18 protein-coding genes are annotated in these 20,554 nt (G+C 57.2%); 12 read left to right on the top strand and 6 right to left on the bottom strand.

What is annotated here, in order from left to right:
• Positions 1-138: 138 nt before the first annotated feature.
• Positions 139-1,527, bottom strand: a complete 1,389-nt coding sequence (locus ACO6TI_RS11775) for a glutamine synthetase family protein (protein ID WP_055120368.1) — start codon at positions 1,525-1,527, stop codon at positions 139-141.
• 154 nt (positions 1,528-1,681) lie between these two features.
• Between ACO6TI_RS11775 and ACO6TI_RS11770 the strand changes: the two genes are divergently transcribed.
• The 3 genes from ACO6TI_RS11770 to ACO6TI_RS11760 all read left to right on the top strand — a co-directional run bounded on the left by ACO6TI_RS11770 (position 1,682) and on the right by ACO6TI_RS11760 (position 5,373).
• Positions 1,682-2,386: a GntR family transcriptional regulator gene (locus ACO6TI_RS11770; RefSeq protein ID WP_209016557.1), complete on the top strand. Its 705-nt coding sequence runs from the start codon at positions 1,682-1,684 to the stop codon at positions 2,384-2,386.
• A 154-nt stretch (positions 2,387-2,540) separates the two neighbouring features.
• Positions 2,541-3,947, top strand: a complete 1,407-nt coding sequence (locus ACO6TI_RS11765) for a glutamine synthetase family protein (protein WP_422384982.1) — start codon at positions 2,541-2,543, stop codon at positions 3,945-3,947.
• Between the two features lie 31 nt (positions 3,948-3,978).
• Positions 3,979-5,373 (top strand): aspartate aminotransferase family protein, encoded by a 1,395-nt coding sequence (locus ACO6TI_RS11760; RefSeq protein ID WP_422384981.1) that lies wholly within the window; start codon positions 3,979-3,981, stop codon positions 5,371-5,373.
• A 22-nt stretch (positions 5,374-5,395) separates the two neighbouring features.
• Here ACO6TI_RS11760 and ACO6TI_RS11755 read toward each other — a convergent pair whose 3' ends face one another.
• The 4 genes from ACO6TI_RS11755 to ACO6TI_RS11740 form a co-directional block, all read right to left on the bottom strand.
• On the bottom strand, positions 5,396-6,412 hold the full coding sequence (locus tag ACO6TI_RS11755; protein WP_350185310.1) for a HupE/UreJ family protein: 1,017 nt from the start codon (positions 6,410-6,412) through the stop codon (positions 5,396-5,398).
• A complete protein-coding gene (locus ACO6TI_RS11750; protein WP_422384980.1) occupies positions 6,409-7,248 on the bottom strand; it encodes a peptidyl-prolyl cis-trans isomerase in 840 nt (279 codons plus the stop codon). The genes ACO6TI_RS11755 and ACO6TI_RS11750 overlap by 4 nt, the downstream gene beginning before the upstream one ends.
• A gap of 90 nt (positions 7,249-7,338) precedes the next feature.
• A complete protein-coding gene (locus ACO6TI_RS11745; protein WP_055119899.1) occupies positions 7,339-7,533 on the bottom strand; it encodes a hypothetical protein in 195 nt (64 codons plus the stop codon).
• A gap of 125 nt (positions 7,534-7,658) precedes the next feature.
• Positions 7,659-9,587, bottom strand: a complete 1,929-nt coding sequence (locus tag ACO6TI_RS11740; RefSeq protein ID WP_055119901.1) for a DUF3604 domain-containing protein — start codon at positions 9,585-9,587, stop codon at positions 7,659-7,661.
• Positions 9,588-9,662: 75 nt separating this feature from the next.
• Between ACO6TI_RS11740 and ACO6TI_RS11735 the strand changes: the two genes are divergently transcribed.
• Together ACO6TI_RS11735 and ACO6TI_RS11730 are read left to right on the top strand one after the other, a co-directional pair.
• Positions 9,663-10,205, top strand: a complete 543-nt coding sequence (locus tag ACO6TI_RS11735) for a YciI family protein (protein ID WP_158705394.1) — start codon at positions 9,663-9,665, stop codon at positions 10,203-10,205.
• Positions 10,174-11,430: an RNA polymerase sigma factor gene (locus ACO6TI_RS11730; RefSeq protein ID WP_422384979.1), complete on the top strand. Its 1,257-nt coding sequence runs from the start codon at positions 10,174-10,176 to the stop codon at positions 11,428-11,430. The genes ACO6TI_RS11735 and ACO6TI_RS11730 overlap by 32 nt, the downstream gene beginning before the upstream one ends.
• Here ACO6TI_RS11730 and ACO6TI_RS11725 read toward each other — a convergent pair.
• A complete protein-coding gene (locus ACO6TI_RS11725) occupies positions 11,427-12,134 on the bottom strand; it encodes an SDR family oxidoreductase (protein WP_104702286.1) in 708 nt (235 codons plus the stop codon). The two genes, ACO6TI_RS11730 and ACO6TI_RS11725, sit on opposite strands and share 4 nt — an antisense overlap.
• A 109-nt stretch (positions 12,135-12,243) precedes the next feature.
• Between ACO6TI_RS11725 and ACO6TI_RS11720 the strand changes: the two genes are divergently transcribed.
• The 7 genes from ACO6TI_RS11720 (at position 12,244) to ACO6TI_RS11690 (ending at position 20,540) form a co-directional block, all read left to right on the top strand.
• Positions 12,244-13,110, top strand: coding sequence for a LysR substrate-binding domain-containing protein (locus ACO6TI_RS11720; protein WP_422384978.1), 867 nt, complete (start codon positions 12,244-12,246; stop codon positions 13,108-13,110).
• 173 nt (positions 13,111-13,283) lie between these two features.
• Complete coding sequence (locus ACO6TI_RS11715) at positions 13,284-13,667, top strand: VOC family protein (protein WP_055120374.1); 384 nt, start codon at positions 13,284-13,286, stop codon at positions 13,665-13,667.
• 116 nt (positions 13,668-13,783) lie between these two features.
• On the top strand, positions 13,784-14,191 hold the full coding sequence (locus ACO6TI_RS11710) for an MAPEG family protein (RefSeq protein ID WP_029062202.1): 408 nt from the start codon (positions 13,784-13,786) through the stop codon (positions 14,189-14,191).
• A gap of 149 nt (positions 14,192-14,340) precedes the next feature.
• Complete coding sequence (gene xrtT / locus ACO6TI_RS11705) at positions 14,341-15,828, top strand: exosortase T (protein ID WP_422384977.1); 1,488 nt, start codon at positions 14,341-14,343, stop codon at positions 15,826-15,828.
• Positions 15,829-15,832: 4 nt separating this feature from the next.
• Positions 15,833-18,100, top strand: a complete 2,268-nt coding sequence (locus tag ACO6TI_RS11700) for a VIT and vWA domain-containing protein (RefSeq protein WP_422384976.1) — start codon at positions 15,833-15,835, stop codon at positions 18,098-18,100.
• A gap of 95 nt (positions 18,101-18,195) precedes the next feature.
• Positions 18,196-18,906, top strand: a complete 711-nt coding sequence (locus ACO6TI_RS11695) for a response regulator transcription factor (protein ID WP_055119920.1) — start codon at positions 18,196-18,198, stop codon at positions 18,904-18,906.
• Positions 18,903-20,540 carry an ATP-binding protein gene (locus tag ACO6TI_RS11690; protein WP_422384975.1) on the top strand — a complete coding sequence of 546 codons (1,638 nt, stop codon included), beginning with the start codon at positions 18,903-18,905 and terminating at the stop codon, positions 20,538-20,540. The genes ACO6TI_RS11695 and ACO6TI_RS11690 overlap by 4 nt, the downstream gene beginning before the upstream one ends.
• Positions 20,541-20,554: the final 14 nt, after the last annotated feature.

The raw sequence follows: 20,554 nt of genomic DNA, 5'->3' as shown, positions 1-20,554 counted from the left end.
CAGAAGTTTGATGGTGGCCGTTTTCGGCCTTGTTCCTGATTTTAATCGGACAATCCCTGTCGGTCTTGTCCTCTGGTCTTCCAAACATTGGCGAGGCGCCAGATGTTTGTCCAGCGCCGATTTTGGGCAGTGAGTGCGTCAAAGATAGGTCTGACGCTCCAGGGAGGAAATCTCCCGCCCGAATTCGTTCAATTCCTCCCGTTTGATCTCGGTCAGCACTTTGTGCATTTCCGGACCGACTGCCCTTTTCATCAGCTTTGATGCCTCAAAAGCGTCGATAGCTTCGTCCATCCAGGGCGTCAGCCGTTTCTTTCGTTTCTCATAGGCATTTCCCGTGACCGGTGCCGGTGGTTCCTTCTTCTGCACGAGGCCTTCCAGCATGCCGGCCAGGATCCCGGTCAGCACCAGATACGGGTTCGCATCCGCCCCCGCGATCCGGTGTTCTACACGCGCGGCCTCCGGGCTCGAGGCAGGAACGCGCAGCGCGACGGACCGGTTGTCATACCCCCAGCAGATCGAGGCCGGGGCATAGGAGCCCGGCTGCATGCGGCGGAACCCGTTGAAGGTGGAGATGAACAGAAGCAATGCTTCGGGCATGGTCTTCATCAGGCCGTTGATGGCATAACCAAGACGCTCCGGCCCCTTGTCCGGATCCGCGAAAAGGTTGCCTTTTTCATCTTCCATGGAAACATGCACATGCATGCCATTTCCCGGCCATTCCACGAATGGTTTGGCCATGAAAGATGCCTTGAGTTCGTGCTTGCGTGCAACACCCGCAACCAGACGCTTGAGCAACACCACGTCGTCGGCGGCCAAAAGCGGGTTTTGCCGGTGATGCAGATTGAGCTCGAACTGACCGGGCGCGGCTTCCGAAACCGCTGCGTCCGCCGGGATCCCCTGAGCCTCGCAGGCCTTGCGAAGATCGTCGACGACCGGCAGAAGCGCTTCCAGATCCGACAGGGCGTACATGTTTTGCCGTGCCGGGCCTAGATGCGTCGAGAACAGCGGCTTGGGCTGTTCGGTCCAATCTCCTTCGCTTTCCTCAAACAGGTAGAATTCGAGTTCGAAAGCACAGGTCGCGGTCACGCCGAATTCAGACTTCAGCCGTTCGACCATGTTTTCCAGAACGTGGCGCGGATCGGCCGGGAACGGTTGTCCGTCGCGATCGTACATCGACAGGAGGACCTGCGCCGTCTTGCGCTCCGTCCATGGCACCAGTTTCAGGGATTCCGGGATCGGCCAGCAAACGCCGTCCTTGTCGCCGGTCTCCAGGTGCATCCCGGTCGATTCCACTTCCCGCCCCCAGACATCGAGACCGAACAGCGAATAGGGAAAGGCAACGCCCTGTTCGAAGACCTTCTTCAGTGCCTTGCCCGGCAACCACTTGCCGCGGAGCACACCGTTGGTGTCGGGCAGAACCACTTCAAGAGTGTCGAGATCGGGATGCGTTTCCAAAAAGGCATCAAAATCCACCTTCCATCCGGGTTCAGCCGGATGTTCCAGAATCTGGTGGGGAAGTTCGTTCATTAAACCCCTGCTTTCAGACCGAGTTGCCTGGACAGATACGACCTGCGGGCTCTCAGCTTTCGTTTGCTTCATTTCCAAAAATGTGATCACTTTCGTAATTGTCTGTCAAGGCAGATCACACAAATTGAGTAAATGTAATGATTGGGAGACCGCGTTGAGCGACCGGCATTCCGCCCTGACATCGCCTCCTGCGAATGACCGCAAGGGTGCCACATCGTCCCGGGGTGCAACACGCGAGCAAGTTGATGCAGCCATCCGTTCCGGGCTCTTGACTGGGCGTTTCATACCTGGAAAAGCCGTGACGATACGCGGGCTTGCCACCGACCTTGGCGTCAGCCCGATGCCTGTCCGGGAAGTCTTGCAGCGGCTTGCTGCCGAAAATGCTCTTGAGGTCAAGAGCAACGGGCGTGTCCAGGTTCCTGACATGACACCTGATCGCTTTGACGAAGTGCTGAAGGCCAGGCTGTTGCTGGAGCCGGAACTGGCCGAACGCTCGCTCGAAAAGCTGTCAAAACGCGATGTGAAGATGCTGACCGCGATTGATGACGAAATCGACCAGTGCATCATCAGCGGTGACGCCGAGGCGTATATGCGCCTTAATCACGCGTTCCATTTTCATGTCTACCGGGCGTCCGGTTCAAAGGTTCTTCTGCCTCTGATCGACAGTCTCTGGCTTCAGTTCGCGCCATTCATGCGCACTGTCTATGGCAGGGTCGGAACCGCGATTCTCGTCGACCAGCACAAGGAAGCGATCCGCGCGATCGAGCAGCGTGACCGGGATGCGCTCCGGGACGCCATCATGGGCGACATCACCGATGGCATGGGACTTATCGGCAAGGAAATTCTTGAAACGACATGAGACGGTTGATCCGGATCAAAGACCGTGTCATTTTGTGATCACAAAATTCACCAATGCCCCTTGATCGCAATCTCGTGCTGATTGCAGACAAACGGCTAAAGAGAAACCAACACACTATCCGGCACCTGTTCGTGCCCAACCCCTGGAGCCCGTCGTGAGTGATGAAACGCCTGCCAAAAACAGTCTGAGTGCAACGGACAGTTTGCGTGGGGTTCCGGATGGCGACGCCGCGCTGGAATGGCTGCATTCACGCAACATCGAAGACATCGAGTGCATCGTTCCGGACCTTGCAGGTGTCGCGCGAGGCAAGATGATGCCGGTCGAGAAGTTCTTCTCCGGCCCGGTCATGACCATGCCGGCCTCGATTTTCGCGCAAACGATTTCCGGTGATTATCCTGACGATGACGAGCGCTTCCAGCACAACCCAACCGATGGCGACCTCTATTTTCGTGCAGACTACAGCACGCTAACCTCGGTGCCCTGGGAAAGCGATCCGACCGCGCAACTCATTCACGATGCCTATACACGCCAGGGAGCCCCGGTGGAAACGGCACCGCGCAACGTGCTGAAGCGCATTTTGAAACTCTACGAGGACAAGGGCTGGGAGCCCGTTGTTGCACCGGAAATTGAATTTTACCTGGTGAAGCCGAACACCGACCCAGACTATCCGCTGGAGCCACCGACCGGCCGCTCCGGCCGTCCCGAGGTTGGTCGTCAATCCTATTCGATTTTAGCACTGAACGAATTCGACGACCTTATCGACGATATCTATGACCTTTCCGAACACCAGGGACTTGAGATCGACACACTGATCCACGAGGAAGGCGCTGCGCAGATGGAAATCAATCTGCGCCACGGCAATCCGCTTGCCCTTGCCGACCAGGTGTTCCTGTTCAAGCGTACGATCCGCGAAGCCGCGCTTCGGCACGACATGTACGCGACCTTCATGTCCAAGCCGATGTCGCATCAACCCGGTTCGGCAATGCATATCCACCAGTCGGTGATCGATAAGGAAACCGGCCGGAACATCTTTGCCGGAGAAAATGGCGAGGAAACACCCGCGTTCCTCTCCTTCATTGCAGGACACCAGACATATCTGCCGAAAGTCACCTGCATCATGGCGCCTTTCGTCAATTCCTACCGGCGCTTTTCGAAGACGTCGACGTCACCGGTCAACGTCTACTGGGGTTATGACAACAGAACGGTCGGATTGCGCGTGCCCTATTCCAGCCCGGAGGCGCGGAGACTTGAGAACCGGATTCCCGGATCCGACGCCAATCCCTATCTTTCGATCGCGGCAAGCCTCGCCTGCGGTTACCTGGGTATCGTGAACGAGTTGACGCCCGATGCGCCCAGGAGTGACGATTGCACCGAACTTGCCAAATCGCTGCCGCGTGGTTTGCCGGAAGCTGTCGCAAAATTCGAGAATTCCGACGAGATGGTTGAAATCTTCGGCGAGACATTCGTCGCCACCTATCGTGCGATCAAATACGAGGAATTCGAAACCTTCATGTCGGTGATCAGCGCCTGGGAACGGGAATATCTCCTGCTCAACGTCTGATCAGCATCACTGTTCCTTTGGAGTTCACGCCATGACGGCCCATTCCAACATCTATCCGACCAAGGCCCTTCAGGAAATCGACGCGGCCCATCACTGGCATCCCTTCTCGGACATGAAATCGCTGAATGAGGAAGGCAGCCGCATCGTGACGTCGGCCGACGGCGTCTGGATCTCGGATTCAGACGGCAAGAAAATCCTCGACGGCATGGCCGGGCTCTGGTGCGTTCAGGTCGGACACGGGCGCAAGGAGATTGCCGATGCCGTCAATCGCCAGATGAACGAACTCGCCTACTACAACACCTTCTTCAAGACAACACATCCACCTGCGATCGCGTTGTCTGAAAAGCTGGCCAAACTGGCGCCGGACCACATCAACACCGTCTTTTATTGTTCCTCGGGTTCGGAGGCCAACGACACGGTGTTCCGCATGGTCCGCACCTATTGGGACAAGATGGGCAAGCCCGACAAGAAGGTGATAATCGGTCGCTGGAACGGCTATCACGGGTCAACTCTTGCAGGCACCAGCCTGGGCGGCATGAAAGCCATGCATGCCCAGGGCGATCTGCCGGTGTCCGGTGTCCATCACATCGGCCAGCCTTACTGGTTCGGTGAAGGCCAGGACATGAGCCCGGAAGAATTCGGGGTCCTTGCGGCGCGGAAGCTGGAAGAGGCAATCGACGAAATAGGCGAGGAAAAGATCGCAGCCTTCATCGCCGAACCGATCCAGGGTGCAGGCGGTGTCATCATTCCACCGGCAACCTATTGGCCCGAGATGCGCCGGATCCTTGAGGAACGCGATATCCTGTTCGTCTCCGATGAAGTTATCTGCGGCTTCGGACGCCTCGGTGAGTGGTTCGGCTCGACCCATTTCGGCGTGAAGCCGGATCTCATGCCGATCGCCAAGGGTTTGACTTCGGGGTACCTGCCGATGGGCGGCGTGCTTGTCTCAGACCGGGTCGCGGAAGGTCTGATGAATTCCGGAGACGATTTCAATCATGGCTATACCTATTCCGGCCATCCGGTCTGTGCAGCAGCAGCGCTTGCCAATCTGGAAATCATCGAGCGCGAAGGCCTGGTTGAGCGGGTCAAGAACGACATCGGACCCTATCTGCAAGAGCGCTGGCTGAGACTTGGCGATCACCCGCTGGTCGGCGAAGCCCGCATGACCGGCCTGATGGGCGCTTTGGAGCTTGTTCCGGACAAAACCGATCTCAAGAAAACCTTTCCTGACACCGGTACCGTTGGAACGATCTGCCGCGACATCTCATTCCAGAACAGCATGGTGATGCGCGCCGTCCGCGACAGCATGATCATCTCGCCGCCACTGGTCCTTAGCCACGAGGAGGCCGATTTCCTGGTCGAGAGTGCGGAAAAGACGCTGAACGACACCTATCAGACGCTCAAGAAGGATGGCTGGCTGGGATAGACTTCTGCAATCCGTGGATGGATCACGTATTTGCAAAGTACAAAACCCGCTCGATCAACCAGAAACTGGACAGACTGCCGATCACATAGGCGAGCGTCAGGCCAACAGGTCTGCGGGCCAGAACCGGGCCTTTCCGGAGCAGCCTGGAAACGACAAACACAATCACAGTCGCCAAGACAATAAAGACGAGCTGGCCTGCTTCCACGCCGACATTGAATGCGAAGAGAGCAAGCGGGATGTCCGATTGCGGCAGTCCGATTTCCTTCAAAGCACCGGCGAAGCCAAGCCCATGAAGCAGACCGAAGGCAAATGTCACCACCCAGGGAGCAGATTGCGAAAGCCGTTTTTCGTCGGGAGTGCTGAGTGCTATTTCACTCGCAAGGAAAACGATGGACAGGGCAATGACCGCTTCAACGGGTGCAGGCGGCAAGGCGATCCACCCGAGCGTTGACGCTGCGAGTGTCAGGCTATGCGCCACCGTAAAAGCTGTAACCGCGCCAACCAGTCGCCAGAAGCCCCGGACAAGCACCAGAAGTGCAAACAGAAACAACAGATGATCCCATCCTTCAAGGATGTGCACAAATCCGAGGCCGGCATAGGTTCCCAGTACCTTGAACGGCCCAGGCTCTTTGGGCAGAACTGCGGACGTCGCATCCGCTGTCAGACGCAGGGAAACTGCCGTCTTTTCCGACGGCACGAAGCGTAACAGAACATCTGTTTGTGTGTTCTCCAGTCCCGGAATCGAAACGACGCTGCCAGGGAGTGCCTCCTCGCACACCGCGGTCCAGACCGCCTCCCATGCTCCCGCACTGGCAGACGGCAAAGGCCCTTTCCGAGGCGAGCAACCGCTCGGGAGCAACAGGTCTATCGGCATGGGTTTTCCAGAAACATCGGGCTTGCGCCAAAAAACCTGCCAAATGTTCTCGCCTTTCTGTTCCAGAGACACATAGCCCGGTTGCAAGGCGTGTCCGTGTGCCAGATTTGAGATGCAGGCCGATGCCAAAATCAGGAAAGCGCCTGAAATCAACCGCCGGATCATTGTCCAGTCTCCGGCAGGACGATGCGATAGCGTTCGCGCATGGCTGCATACGCGTCGTCACGCAGCTCTTCGGCCTTTCGCAGCGCCCAGTCCGCTTCGACCTCATTGCGTATCGATTCAAATGGCAGATATTCGGCTGATTGTCGTTGGGTAACGCGGATCAGGTGCTGCCCGTAGCCGGATTGGACCGGCCCCGACCACTCATTCAACGGCAATGCCTCGATCCGTTCGTAAAAGCCGTCGCCGAATACTCCGTCGATTTTCGACCTGGCCGACATATCCAACCGGAACGGAAGCAATGTCCGCCTTCCAAGCACTTCGGGGTCCGCACCCTGACGCAACCTGTCTTGAACCTCTTCAGCGAGTTCCTCATCGGCGGGAGATCCAAGAAAAACCTGCTCGTAAGATATTCGGCCAGACCGCAGGTAAGCATTCCTGTTCGCGTCATAATAGGATTTCAGATCTTCTTCCGTCGGCTTCCGGGAGCGTGCCGCGGCGGTGGTCAGAAAATCCATCTTCTGTACCAGACGCCGCCGAAGCACAATGTCGTCACGATCCAGTCCCAGTTTCAGTGCTTCGCGCACCAGAACTTCCTCGCGCACATACGATGCGACAAGAGTTTGTTTTTCTGCTTCTGTAGGAAGACGCTGCCATACGGCCTCAAACTCAGTTACCAGCCTTTGCAGTTTCTGCTGCGTGACGACGATTTCGGCATTCTCGTCTACGGGCTCACTTTCCGGCGGCGGCGAAATGAAACCATAAGCCGCGAAAATGAGGCTGCCCAATAGAAGAAAATGAACAAGTGGCTGGCTGGCCAACCGACGAATCCCGGTCATCTTTGACGCTCTGCCCCACTTAAACCCCGTCTCTTTGATAGTCCTGACCTCTTGCCACGCGCCATTGGACGCCTTCGTGAGTTGACCGCTTCAACGTCCGCGCTTCTTCAGACTCTCCAAAACGATCAATCCAAGGTTCAAAACCCCAAACACAAGAATTGCACCGAAGACGAGAAGGCCAAGCTGTTTTGTACCGATCCCGACCGGAAGATTGAACGCCATCACGATCATGCCGAACAACGCCAGCAGCATGATCAGCGGGAAAATGGTGTCTTTCAGCTTCATGAGGGCCTCTTCTGATAGCCTGCCGCATTTGCGAATGGCCAGTTTCGCAATAAACTACTTACCCGGCACCAGACATGATCCAATAGCATATGTCCGGGGTGCCGATGGCGTACAAAGCACAGCAACTACGTTCCCGGCGTGTACCAGATCGGGGACGTATAAGCTCGTTCCTGCTGGCTTGTCGGCGCGCCTTCGGGAATATCGACGCCATATCGGAATGCATCGTAGACGTACCAGGGCGGTGTAGGGATCTCCAGGACGCGTGCGTAATAGAAGGCGCGCTGGCCAGGATCGAAATCGGGATCGGTCCAGACAGTTGCCAATTCCGACGCGCCAATCGAGTTTGTCCAACTGGCATTTTGCACGTCAACCGTATTGCCGACTGCCGGAACCTTGCCGTCCGTTCCCGGCTCGCGGCTGTCGGACCATGCAACGTCATAGACCTTTTCCTGAGTGTTGCCGTCTGCATCCATCCATCCCTTGACGATCTGGATCCGATCCAGATTGGCACCAACCGCGTCCCGCAAGGCATAAACCATGAATGCCGGCGCCTCGGCTTCCTCCGGCTTCGGCATCAGGTCTCCACCCATCGGGACACCCTTGCGATAGCCGAGCAGAGCCGGATTGCGCGTCTCCATGTCCTGGTCGGTGAAATCCCAGCCACCGAACAGTCTCACCATCATGCGTGGCCCCGTGGTGGCGTAAACCTCCTTGCGCTGCATGGCATCGAAAAGAGACTCGCGCGTGTTTTCACGTGCCCAGACACCTGTGACACCCGAGGAAACCATCTGCCAGGCAAAGAGTTCTCCATTCTCGGTTTTCACGAATGGATGGGTCAGACGATCGGGGGAAGGTTCGTAGCCGGTGTGCTTGCCGAAGAAATTTTCCTCTTCAAACGTCGCCAGGCCGGTGTGGCTGTCGGTGGCTCCGGAAAAGCCGAACTTGTAGGGGTTGGTGCCGAATTTTTCTTCCAGCAAAAACCCGTTCTTCAGGGCCTCGCGAGCATATTCGCCAGCGAGCATGTCGTTTGTCTTGGCCACGGACAGGTCCAGATTGCCCGCGTCCCAGTTGTAGTAGTCGGCAAATTCGTCATTCGGAGACAGAAAGGGATGTGCTTCGCCGTCGCCCTTGATCTGGGTAATTTCGTAAAGCGGCTCCCATTTGGCACGCTGCTCGACATAGTCCTTGTCGATCGCCTTGCCGGTAAACTGTGTGTCGACCGGGAACATCACACCATTGGAGAGGTTTCCGTTGTGGGCAAGCGCCAGGACTGCACCGTTGGTCTTGTCCTCGTAGGCCTGCATCCACTTGTAGAGATCGAGCGGATCGGAACTTCCGAAAGGCGGGGTCATGGTGAAGGGAACCACCTGCCCGGCTCTTTCCGCCCCATCGCGGAAGATCACGTTGCGATGCAGATTGTTGCCTTTGTCCAGCGAAGTCCACTCGAAGCCGATCAGCGCCGTGAACCGGCCGGGCTCGTTGAAAGCGTCCGCAGTCTTGACATTGTCCGACCAGATCGACGCGAACCGGCGCGCACCCGGCTGATACTGCGCAAAAAGGTCCGGATCGACGTTGCCCTGGCTGAATTGCGTGATCAGGTCAATCGTGGCAGCGACGGCCTCCTGCCCACCGGCCCGATATCCTTCCGACCATTTGCGACCCTGTTCGTATTTGGTCACGCCCGGCGAGGCTTCGAGAATGTCGGTAATCAGCCCCATACCGTCGGAGTGTTCGGTGATCACAAGCCAGTCAAGGGGCCGGTAGAGCCGGACAGGCTGGCCGGAAGACGCCGTGATCTCCTCGCCACGTGCGAAACGCCATGCCTGTTCCTGCGTCAACCTTGCTCCGAACCCGCCTGCATCCATTGACTGGCCGGTGTGAAGATGCGTATCGCCCCACAAGGGATGTTCAGGAAAACTACGCCCAGCATAGGGCGAATATGCTTCCCCGGGATAAACATCGAGGAGCTGACCCTCGTTGACGTCGAACTCTTGTGCAGGAAGCGTCGTAGTGACGGAAAAATATGCCAAAACAGCAACAGCGGCAGTACGCATGAGACCCTCCCACAACAAATATCACAATAAGTAATGCACATTCCCCATCCCCGGAGAAGTTTGGGAAAATTACTCATGGACCGGTTTAGGCGCAGCTACGCAGTTTTTTCAGTGCCAGGTGCAAGTTCGATCCAGTTGGGGCAATTTTCTTCCCCGGCCTTGTCGGATAAGCTCGCGCCCGGACGTTCCTCGGTCATCAATCCCGAGGCCCCGGAGGAAAAGAAGATGCTGTTTTCAGTTCTGATTTATGCCAGTGAAGATTTCATGGATGCTGTCTCACCGGAGGAGCATGACGAGATCATGCGCCACCACCGCGCCTTTCACGAACACACCAAGGGCAGCAAGACGTTCGCGTCTGCCATCAAGCTGATGTCCACGGGAACCGCGGTGACGGTCAACAAGGAACGCGACGACTACCTGGTGACAGACGGTCCGTTCGCGGAAACCAAGGAACAGTTCATGGGCTTCTATCTCATTGACTGTCCTTCGCTGGAAGAAGCCATAGATACCGTCAAACTTCTGCCGCTGGAGCACGGGCGCGTGGAAATCCGTCCGGTTGAGTATTTCGAAGGAGCCGATTTCAAGAATGCCGAGCGCCTGGTTATCGACGCATCTTAGGGCATCCCGTCCCCGTGTTCTGGCGGCTCTGAACCGCGCGTTCGGAGACATCGATGTCGTTGAAGATGCCTTTCAGGAAGCCTCACTCAAGGCGCTGAAAACATGGCAGCAGGATGATATTCCGAAAGATCCGGCTGCCTGGCTGATCGTTGCCGGACGCAACGCGGGAATTGATGCCTTCCGCAAGAAGCGCCGCGAGACGCTCACCGCTCCTGAAGATCTGGAGCCCGTCCATGACGGGGTACATCCGGAAGAGGAACTGACACTCTCGCTCGACCGGTCCGTCTACCGGGACGACGTGTTGCGTCTCCTGTTCACCTGTTGTCATCCGGTTTTGCGCCGCGATCAACAGATCGCACTTGCCCTGAAGATTGTTGCCGGACTTTCCGTCGACGAAATCGCCCGTGCTTTTCTTGTTCAGCCCAAGACAATGGAACAACGGATTACCCGTGCCAAGAAACGGCTGCAGGCGGCCAGGCTCCGCTACGAGGACCCCGACGGCGCCGAGCGCTCGGCACGGTTCTCCGTGGTCGCAAACGCCATTTATCTCGTTTTCAATGAGGGCTACTCGGCGTCTCAAGGTTCGGAACTCATTCGCGAAACACTTTGCGAGGAAGCAATTCGCCTCGCGCGCCTTCTTGTCCGCCTGTTTCCCGGAGAGCCTGAATTGCGGGGGCTTCTGGCACTCTGCCTCATCCAGCATTCCCGGCGGCGGGCACGCCTGTCAGCCACGGGTCAGGCCGTCACGCTGGAACAACAGGACAGATTGCAGTGGGACCGCACATTGATCGCCGAAGGCATCATCCTTCTCGAAGCTGCCCTCAGAAAAGCGACTCCCGGACCGCTGCAGATAGAAGCGGCCATCGCTGCCACGCACACGAGGGCAGCGCGCTATGACGAAACTGATTGGGCGGAACTGGACCGGCTGTATCGCGCCCTGGAAATAATCCGCCCTTCTCCCGTCGTGTCCCTGAACCGGGCGGTTGTGATCGCCAAGTTGAAGGGCCCTGAGGAAGCACTCGGTCAACTGGAGCAACTGGCTGCTCCGCTGGAAAGATACGCCAGTTACCATGCAACCACCGCAGCCCTGCTGACCGAATTGAAACAGTTTTCAAAGGCGCGTAAAGCTTATGAAGCGGCCATCCAGCATGCGGGAACAGAAGTGGAGCGGCAACACATCTGTTCAAAGCTGGACGCGCTCAGATCACGCGTCCCCGGCCTCTAGACCGACCGGGTTATGCCACCGTCAACGCGAATATTCTGACCGGTTATGTAGCCAGCGCCTTCTGCAGCGAGAAACGCAACGACAGACGCAATCTCTTCGTAGGATCGGCCGTAGCGTTCCATCGGTATGCGTGCGCGGAATTCCTCCTTTTCGGGAAGACTGTCGATAAAGCCCGGAAGGACATTGTTCATGCGAATGTTTTCTGCGGCATACCTGTCAGCGAACAATTTGGTGTAGGCCGCCAATCCTGCGCGGAATACACCAGATGTCGGAAAAACGGGATCGGGTTCAAATGCCGCAAATGTGGAAATGTTTATGATTGCTCCTGATTTCTGCGCCTGCATGACCGGCACCACCAGCCGCGCCGCGCGCACGACATTCATGAAGTAGACATCCAAACCAGCGTGCCAGTCTTCGTCAGTGAGATCCAGGATCGGTGCGCGCGGACCATGACCTGCGCTGTTGACCAGGACATCGATCCTGCCCCACCGCTGCATGGCCAGTTCAACAAGATGTTTCAGATCCTCGTTGGACTGATTGGAACCGGAAATCCCGACGCCTCCCAGTTCGGCGGCCAAGGCCTCACCCTTTCCCGAAGAAGAGAGAATCGCGACTTTGTAACCGTCGTGTGCCAGTCTCCGTGCCGAATCCGCCCCCATGCCACTGCCACCGGCCGTGACCATTGCCACCTTGTTCTCTGTCATCTTCTCACCCTCGGCTCGTCAATCGATACGGAAACGTATGGCCTTGAAGCGGTCTTGACCAATCATAATCAGCCGCACTAGACTGTAGAAAAACTACTGTCATGAAAAAATGCGCACTCCTAAGTTACAGCACTTGAGAATGTTTGATGCGGCGGCAAGACATCTCAATTTCCGCCTTGCCGCCGAGGAGGCAAACCTCACACAAGGCGCTGTTGCACAAGCAATACGGGCGCTTGAGGCGGACCTGGACGTATTGTTGTTTCACAGGAACGCGCGCGGCCTGTCCTTTACCGAAGTTGGTCAGCGTTATCATTCCGATGTTTCCAGAGGATTGGCAATAATCGAAGAGGCTACAAAAAAATTGCAGCCTGAAAGCAACGTCGTCACCATCAGCGTTCCACCGTCTTTTGCGTCAAAGTGGCTGGTTCCGCGGCTCCCGAAATTCATGGAGAACAATCCGGAAACAGAAGTCAGGATTGTCGCAAGTGAACACATCACCGATTTTCAAACGCAGGACGTGGACGCTGCGGTCCGGCAAGGCGGCAGACCAGCGAACCAGGATCTCGCCATTCACCGACTGGCCGGGTTGGATCTGAAGGCGTATTGCAGCCCGAACGCCGAATTCTGTCCTGTCGAACCCTGCGGTTTGCGTGACCTGGCAGATTTGCCGTTGATCCAGGACGGGCACAGATTCTGGGAGAAACTGCTGCCGGAGCAGGGCCTTCCCTGTCCGAAAGCCTCGCTCCAGTTCAATCAAACATCGCTCGCGCTCGATGCGGCGGCCAATGGCCAGGGAATCGCCATAGCGCCTCATCTCATTGCCTTTGGAGACGTGAATACCGGGCGGCTGCGCGAAGTCTGGCTGGAAGAGGCAGAGCCTGAACTCGGATTCTGGCTCGTCCATCCGGTGAAACAAACCGCCAACCGGATTGCCTGCAAAGCGCTGATCGACTGGATTGCTGACGAGTGCCGTTAGTCCGCAGTGGTGCGTATCCGACATTCAATGGATGCCCTCCAGACGCCGGATTGTGATCTCTGCGCATATTGTTTCAAAAAATTTGCCCGCACCTGTCGGATCTGACAGTCCCTCTCCGTCCTCCGATCACCTGGGCCTTCCAGGCGGATCATCAAACCTTGAGGATGGAAGACATGACCAATCCGATGCAAACCCATGGCGCGTTCAGCTGGATGGAGCTTCACAGTGGCGATGGCGCGAAAGCTAAGGAATTCTACACCGGCCTGCTTGGCTGGGGTCTTGAAGACATGGAAATGCCGGGCATGACCTATACGGTCATCGCAAATGGTGAAGAGAAGATCGGTGGCTTTCCTCCAATGGCTGCGGAATCGCCGCGCTGGGTGCCTTATGTCACTGTCGATGACGTCGATGCGCGCATCGAAAAAGCCAGGTCGCTCGGTGCAACCATCGCCAGCGAACCCATGAGCGTGCCCGGTGTCGGCCGCATGGCAACGCTTGTCGATCCTGTTGGCGGGGTCATTGCGCTGATCACCTATGAGACCCCGGCTGACGCCTGATCCCTGATCGCACCGCTTATCCGGTTCCCGTGGCCTTTTGACCGGCCGGCAGTCGCGTTCCTGTTCGTAGCTGCCGGCCGCCACGAAGGCCGTCTCGAAATTTGGAGGACCCAGAAATGGAAATCATTTCCGCACTGCCCGTCACAATAGTCTTTGTCGCCATCTTTGCCCTGATACAGATCCCGATGACTGTCGCAGTCGGACTTCGTCGCCTTCAGACCGATGTTCAGTTCATGGACGGTGGTGACAATATCCTGCTGCAACGGATGCGCGCTCATGGCAATTTCACCGAAACCGTGCCTATAGCCCTGCTTGCAATGGCTGCCGCGGAGCTTGCGGGTGCACCGCAGATACTGCTTTTGGCAGGCGGAATTGCGCTGTTGCTCGGGCGCATGCTCCACTATGCAACGATTGTCACGACGGGTTTTGGCATTGGCCGCGCGATCGGCATGCTGCTGACGCTGTCTTCGCTCGTTCTGTTTCCGGGCTTTGTTCTCTTCAAGACCGCCGGCCTCGGATTCTAAAACACCCGCAGTACAGGAAACGCTGGCCGGCGCGATACCAGACATCAGGCATTCGGAGCCGGTCACTGTTTTTCCAGTTTGGAGGAATTGCGCAAAAACTGCACAAGGCCTGACAAACGGCTGCAAGCGGAACCGGCACAACACGTGCCATGACACGTTTCGCGCCATACTTACTCACCACGGCAAGCTTTGTACTTGCCTCACTCGTTCTTGCCTATGAACCCGTTCGCTGGCTCATCGGGACCTGGTTCGATCCGTCCTACACCTCATCGGGTGCGCTCTACCTTGTGGTGATTCTGGCGCTTCTTGCCTGGTCGCTCGGCAGTGCAGTCACAGGGCCAGAGACCCGACACCGCCAAACAGCGATCGCCCTCCTCCTGGTATCGGGGTTCATCCGTTTTCTCAGCCAGGTACTCGCGATCAATGTTATCGGCGGGCTTGCGCTTGCCCTCGATGTATATGCACTTTCCGTCCTGCTCCGCACCGGGAGCCGCGCGCGACCGGTTTCCCCTTTCTGGCTGTCGATCCTGTTCCTGTTCACACTTCCGGTGGAACGCATCATCCAGCGGATTGTCGGATATCCGCTGCAGGAAATTTCCGCAAATCTGACCTGCAGGGGCCTGGGGCTCATCTTCCCGGACGTTCAATGTTCCGGAATCAGGATCGAGCTTGCCGGCAAGGATGTCCTCGTGGATCTGCCTTGCTCCGGCACATCCGGCCTGATGCTCGCCATGGCGTTCATCGTGGTTCTGAACGCTCTGTTCCGGCCCGGAATTCTGGTTTCCGCTTTCTGGATCGCACTCACGATGTCGCTCAGTCTGCTTGCCAACGCTCTGCGGATCGGCGCGCTTGCCATTGGACTTTCCCATCCGGAACACGTTTTCGGCCTGAATGTCATGGCCCAGCCACTGCACGATATCATCGGCTATGTTGCACTTGGTCTGTCGTTGCTGCCCGTCCTTGCCTTTTACAAGCCGCGCCGGGTGAACAGGTCCACCGGTACCACCGGCTGGTTCGCCTGGTCACCGAGCAGGCCCGTTCAGCACTTGAGCGCGCTTGTCTTTCTTGCCTTGGCGCTGGTGATCGTCACCCTGCCGCGAAATGCTCTTGATGTGTCAGCTGCGACACAGCCACAGATCCTCCCCCTGTCGCTCGGCGGAGAATTTGGTGTTGATGAGGACCTGCTGCCGGTCGAGCAACGCTATTTCGAACAATACGGAGGGCACGCCCAGAAACGCCGTTACGGCGCGCTTGCCCTGACCCTCGTACAAACAACATCGCCTTTGCGGCACCTGCACGCTCCGGATGATTGTCTGCGCGGGCTCGGTTACGACGTGGAATTCCTGGGAACACGCTTCGCTCCGGTTCCGACTGCCCTCTACAGGGCACGCTCCGAAACCGGAGAAGAATGGCGTGTTGCCGTCACCTTCACTTCCAGCACCGGCGAAACAACCCACAATATCGCGGAAGCCATCTGGCTGTGGCTGCAAAACCCGGGAGCCCGATGGACAAGCATCCAGAGAATTACACCCTGGAACCTTCCGGACAGTCATCTGGAAACCTTTGAAGCCGCAGCCATCGCCGCCCTTGATCTTCGCACAACAATTTCCAGCAAAACCATAAGCCGAGAAGGATAGTTCCATGACTTTTCTGACGACATTTGCTGCACGGTTCACAACCGTTTTCGTGATCAGCACTGCATTGCCTGCACAGGCAACCCTGCCCACACCCGATGAAATGTCGGGCGTGGTTCTGGCGCAACATGGAGCCAGGGAATTCCAGCTTCCCTTGCTGAAATCCGATTACAAGATCGAAATTGACGGCGACATCGCTCATGTCGAATTGACGCAGACCTTCCTCAATTCCTCCAGCCACCCCGTCAACGCCACCTACCTGTTCCCGATGAACCAAAAAGCCGCCATTCACGCCATGCGCGTCGACCTCGACGGCGAGACGCTGATTGCCCGGATCAAGGAAAAAGACAAGGCCGAAGCTGCCTACGAAAAGGCGAAGGCGGAGGGCAAGGGCGCCGCTCTGCTGACGCAACACCGGCCGAACATGTTCACCCAGGACGTTGCGAATCTCATGCCGGGACGGCCTGTGAAAATCACGATTGAATATGTCCAGAACGTACCGAAGGTCGATGGAGCTTACGAACTGGTGGTTCCGATGGTGGTCGGGCCACGCTACGAGCGGCCGGGCCGGACAAGTCCGGCAAAGCTCGTGAGCTACACCAAGGACGGAGAGATGGAGAGCCTGGCATCCGGTGACACATCCGTTGCCGAAGCTGCGCCAAGAACCGACAGCGTATCCGGCTGGTCCATCGACAAACTTCCGGCTTATCCGCCTGTCATCGGACAGAACGCGCCAAAGACAATCGACCCGGATCGCGTTGCACTCGATCTCACGCTCAATTCACCGATCCCGATCTCGCATCTTGAAAGTGATACGCACGCGGTGACAGTGGTCGGCGACGGATCGCAAAAGTCTGTTCGCTTCACCTCGGGACGAGAGATCGACAACAGGGATTTTGTCCTGCGGTATGAACTGAACTCGGAGAAGGAGATTGCGTCAGGGCTCACCTCTCACTTTGACGCCGAACGGGGAGGATACCTTTCACTGCTGATTGAACCTCCGAAAATTCCGCCGGAAGCGATGATCGGGAAACGCGAACTGGTCTTCGTGCTCGACACTTCCGGATCCATGAGAGACCAGCCGATGAATGCGAGCAAGGCATTCATGACGGCCGCCATCCGGTCTCTCAGGCCTGACGACCACTTCCGTATCATCAGTTTTTCCAGCAGCGCGTCCCATTTTTCGAACAACTCGACCAAAGCGACCGACAGGAACAAGCGCCTGGCAATCAGCCACGTCTCCAGTCTGCGCGCCGGTGGCGGGACGGAACTCAATCACGCCCTGAATGCCGCTTTTGACACGCGGCAACCTTCCGACACGACGCGCATCGTGGTCTTTCTCACAGATGGCTATATCGGCGATGAAAGGAATGTCATCCAGACAATCTCCGACCGCATCGGAAACGCCCGTATCTATTCCTTCGGTGTCGGAAATTCGGTCAATCGATTTCTGCTTGACGCGATGGCTCGGGAAGGACGCGGATACGCCCGCTACGTTCCGGTGGACGGGAATTATCGCGAGATCGCCGCAGACTTTGCAGCAAAACTGAAAACACCGCTCTTGACCGATATCTCCGTTGACTGGAACGGGCTGGTCGTCTCGGAACCGACGCCGGCAAAAATTCCGGATCTGTTCGAGGGTGGTACCGTTCGGGTTCTGGCCAGATACCCCCAGGGCGGCAAGCACAGGATCTATGTCAACGGCATCGTCAACGGCCACAAAGCGTCGTTGCCACTCGACGTCGATCTTGATGCGGATGAAAGCTTTGCGACCGCACGAGCAGCACAATCTGAAAAAACCGTGCCGCTGATCTGGGCACGGGAACAGATATTCGACAAGAACCGGGCCTATACAATCGGCGGGAGCAGCAACGAAAGTCTCAAAAGGCAAATCACACAACTCGGCCTGACCTACTCCCTGCAATCCCGCTTTACGTCCTTTGTGGCGGTCTCGGAAAAGACGGTCAACAATGTCCCTGCGAGCGCTCAAAGCAGGAGTGTGCCGTTGCCGCAGGCCTCAGGCGTGCCGAAAAGCGCCTATCCGTCCTTGAACCTCAGCGGCAGTTCCGCGCCGGAACCGGAAGGTATGTTCGGCCTGATGCTGGTTGTGCTGGCACTCGCCGCGCGTTTCCGCCGCTCCATTGCCAAAGCCTTAGGGCGCCCCCTTTCAACCCTGAAGCGCAGTCACCGAAGGTCCATGACCGCAGGCTCGACCCGGACCGACACTGCCCTTCCCCGAAGCGTGCGCCGGGATGGCTGGTGGCTGGAAACATGAAACTGCCTCGGTTATCTCTTAGTGAAACGCCAATTCAAATACCTCGAAATCAGCTCCCGCGAAGAAGGCGGGAGCCAATTGCCCGGACCAGTCCATTGCAGACCAAAACCATTCTCGTCGTCGACGACGATCCGAATATCCGCGAAGTGATCTGTTTCGCCCTGCAGAAAGCATCCTACATTCACGAGGTTGCAACCAACGGCAAGGATGCGCTGGACAAGGCGGTGCTTTGCTCTCCCGCACTTGTCATTCTCGATATCGGGCTGCCGGAAATGGACGGCCTTGACGTGTGCCGGGAGTTGCGAAAAAAGTCTGAAGTCCCGATCCTTTTCCTGTCCGCCCGGGACGATGAAATTGATCGCATCATCGGGCTGGAACTGGGCGCGGACGACTATGTCACCAAACCCTTCAGTCCGCGCGAACTGATTGCGCGGGTCGGTGTCATTCTCAAGCGCTACGGAGCCCCACAATCCGTGGCAATCCCGGCTGAAGGTTCCAGCCTTGCACATGGCCTCCTGTGCCTGGAAACAGAAGAACGTCAGGTCTCGATTGACGGCAACGACGTCACGCTTACCGCCATTGAATTCGATATTCTGACGGCCCTGATGAGCCGTCCCAAGATCGTCTTTACCCGCGAGCGCATACTTGAACGGGCCTACAAGGACAACATTCACGTCTCCGACCGGACCATTGACAGCCATATCCGCAACATTCGGGCAAAACTCGGATCCGCGGGATGCGGCGATGCCATCGAAACCGTCCACGGTGTCGGCTTTCGGCTCGGCCCCTGCGAAAATGGAAGTTGAGCCTGACAATGCTGTTCTCGCGATCCTTCCGTGACCGCTGGCGACCGCCTCTCAGCCTGGTCATCGCGCTGGTGCTGGGGATCATGCTGCTTGTCCCGCTTGGCGGGATCGTCTTTTTCCGCGTCTATGAAAATCAGCTGATACAAACGACGGAAGGCGAACTGATCGCGCAGTCCGCAGCCATCGCAGCCATCACCGCACAGCACCTGAGGCAATTCGGCGGTGAAGACCTTCCTCTCGGCACAAATGCCATCGATCAGCCCATCCCCTATTCCATGGAACCGCTGATCTCCACGCTTCGCAGGTCAAAAAACCAGCCTGAAGGCAACTGGGCTCCGCAACTGCCCATCCTCGATCTGAACAAGACGCCCGTTCTGCCTGCCCGCGCCGACCCGCTGGCCACGGATGTCCGGATTCATCCGGCTTATCATGCGACAGGAAAGGCAATCGCCACGGTACTGAGGGAAACCCAGAGACTGACACTTGCCGGTTTCAGAATTCTCGATCCAAACGGGATCATTATCGCGGGCCGGGATGATACCGGCCTGTCTCTTGCGCATGTCGAGGAAGTTCAGACAGCGCTTGGCGGCCGCTATTCGAGCGCTCTGCGCGAACGTACAGTGCAGAACCCCCAACCGATCTATTCCATCAGCCGCGGCACCAGTGTCAGGGTCTTCGCTGCCCTTCCGATCGTCCTCGACGGCAAGGTTGCTGGTGTCGTCTATGCCTCGCGGACACCAAGCAATATCCTGCGTGAAATGTTCCTGAAGCGGGAAACAATGTTCTGGGTCCTCGCCTTCGTGCTCAGCGCCACTTTGGTTGTCGGCGTCATCTTCGCCCGCGGGATCGCCGGACCGATCAAGGCGCTCACGGAACGTTCGTTGAAAATCGGCCGTGGAGATCGCGATGCGCTGAAGCCACTCGTCATCCACGGAAACCGGGAAATCCATGCCTTGTCTTCCAGCATGCTGGATACATCGCGCAAGCTGTTCGAGCGAAACGACTATATCAACACGTTCGCCAATCACGTGACCCACGAACTCAAGACACCGCTGACCGCGATCCAGGGCGCGACCGAACTGCTGCGCGATGGTGGAGATGAACTCAGCGACGCGGAGCGAGAAAAGTTTCTCGGAAACATCCTGGCCGATACGGAGCGAGCCTCACGATTGTTGAACCGCCTGCGCGAACTCGCGCGGGCCGATAGCGTGGAAATCGGCGGAACGTGTCAATTATCCGAGGTGTTGAGTGACATCAGACGACGATTTCAGGGGATCACCATCGATGCAAGAGAAGACTGCATGTTGCCGCTTGCAGCCGAGAATGCCCGCATTGTCTTCGAGAACCTGATCGACAATTCCATCCGTCACGGAGCAGACCGGGTCTCGTTTTCTCCTGAGGAGACAGAAAACGGATTCACGCTTGCCGTTGCAGATAACGGAGAAGGCATATCCGCCGGGAACCAGGACCAGATATTTGACCTGTTTTTCACCACGCGGCGCGCAAGCGGGGGCACCGGTATGGGCCTCGGAATAATTCAGGCACTACTCAAGGCCCACCAGGCAACAATCCGGTTGAGACCTCAGGATCGCGGCGCCTGCTTTGAAATCGGCTTTCCACCCAGAAGACGTTGAACCTTTATGCTTCT

The sequence above is a fragment of the Roseibium album genome, from assembly GCF_965233825.1.
Classification (GTDB): Bacteria; Pseudomonadota; Alphaproteobacteria; order Rhizobiales; family Stappiaceae; genus Roseibium; species Roseibium album.
Note: the sequence above shows the minus strand (reverse complement) of the source record. Positions and strands in the feature narration are given on the sequence as shown.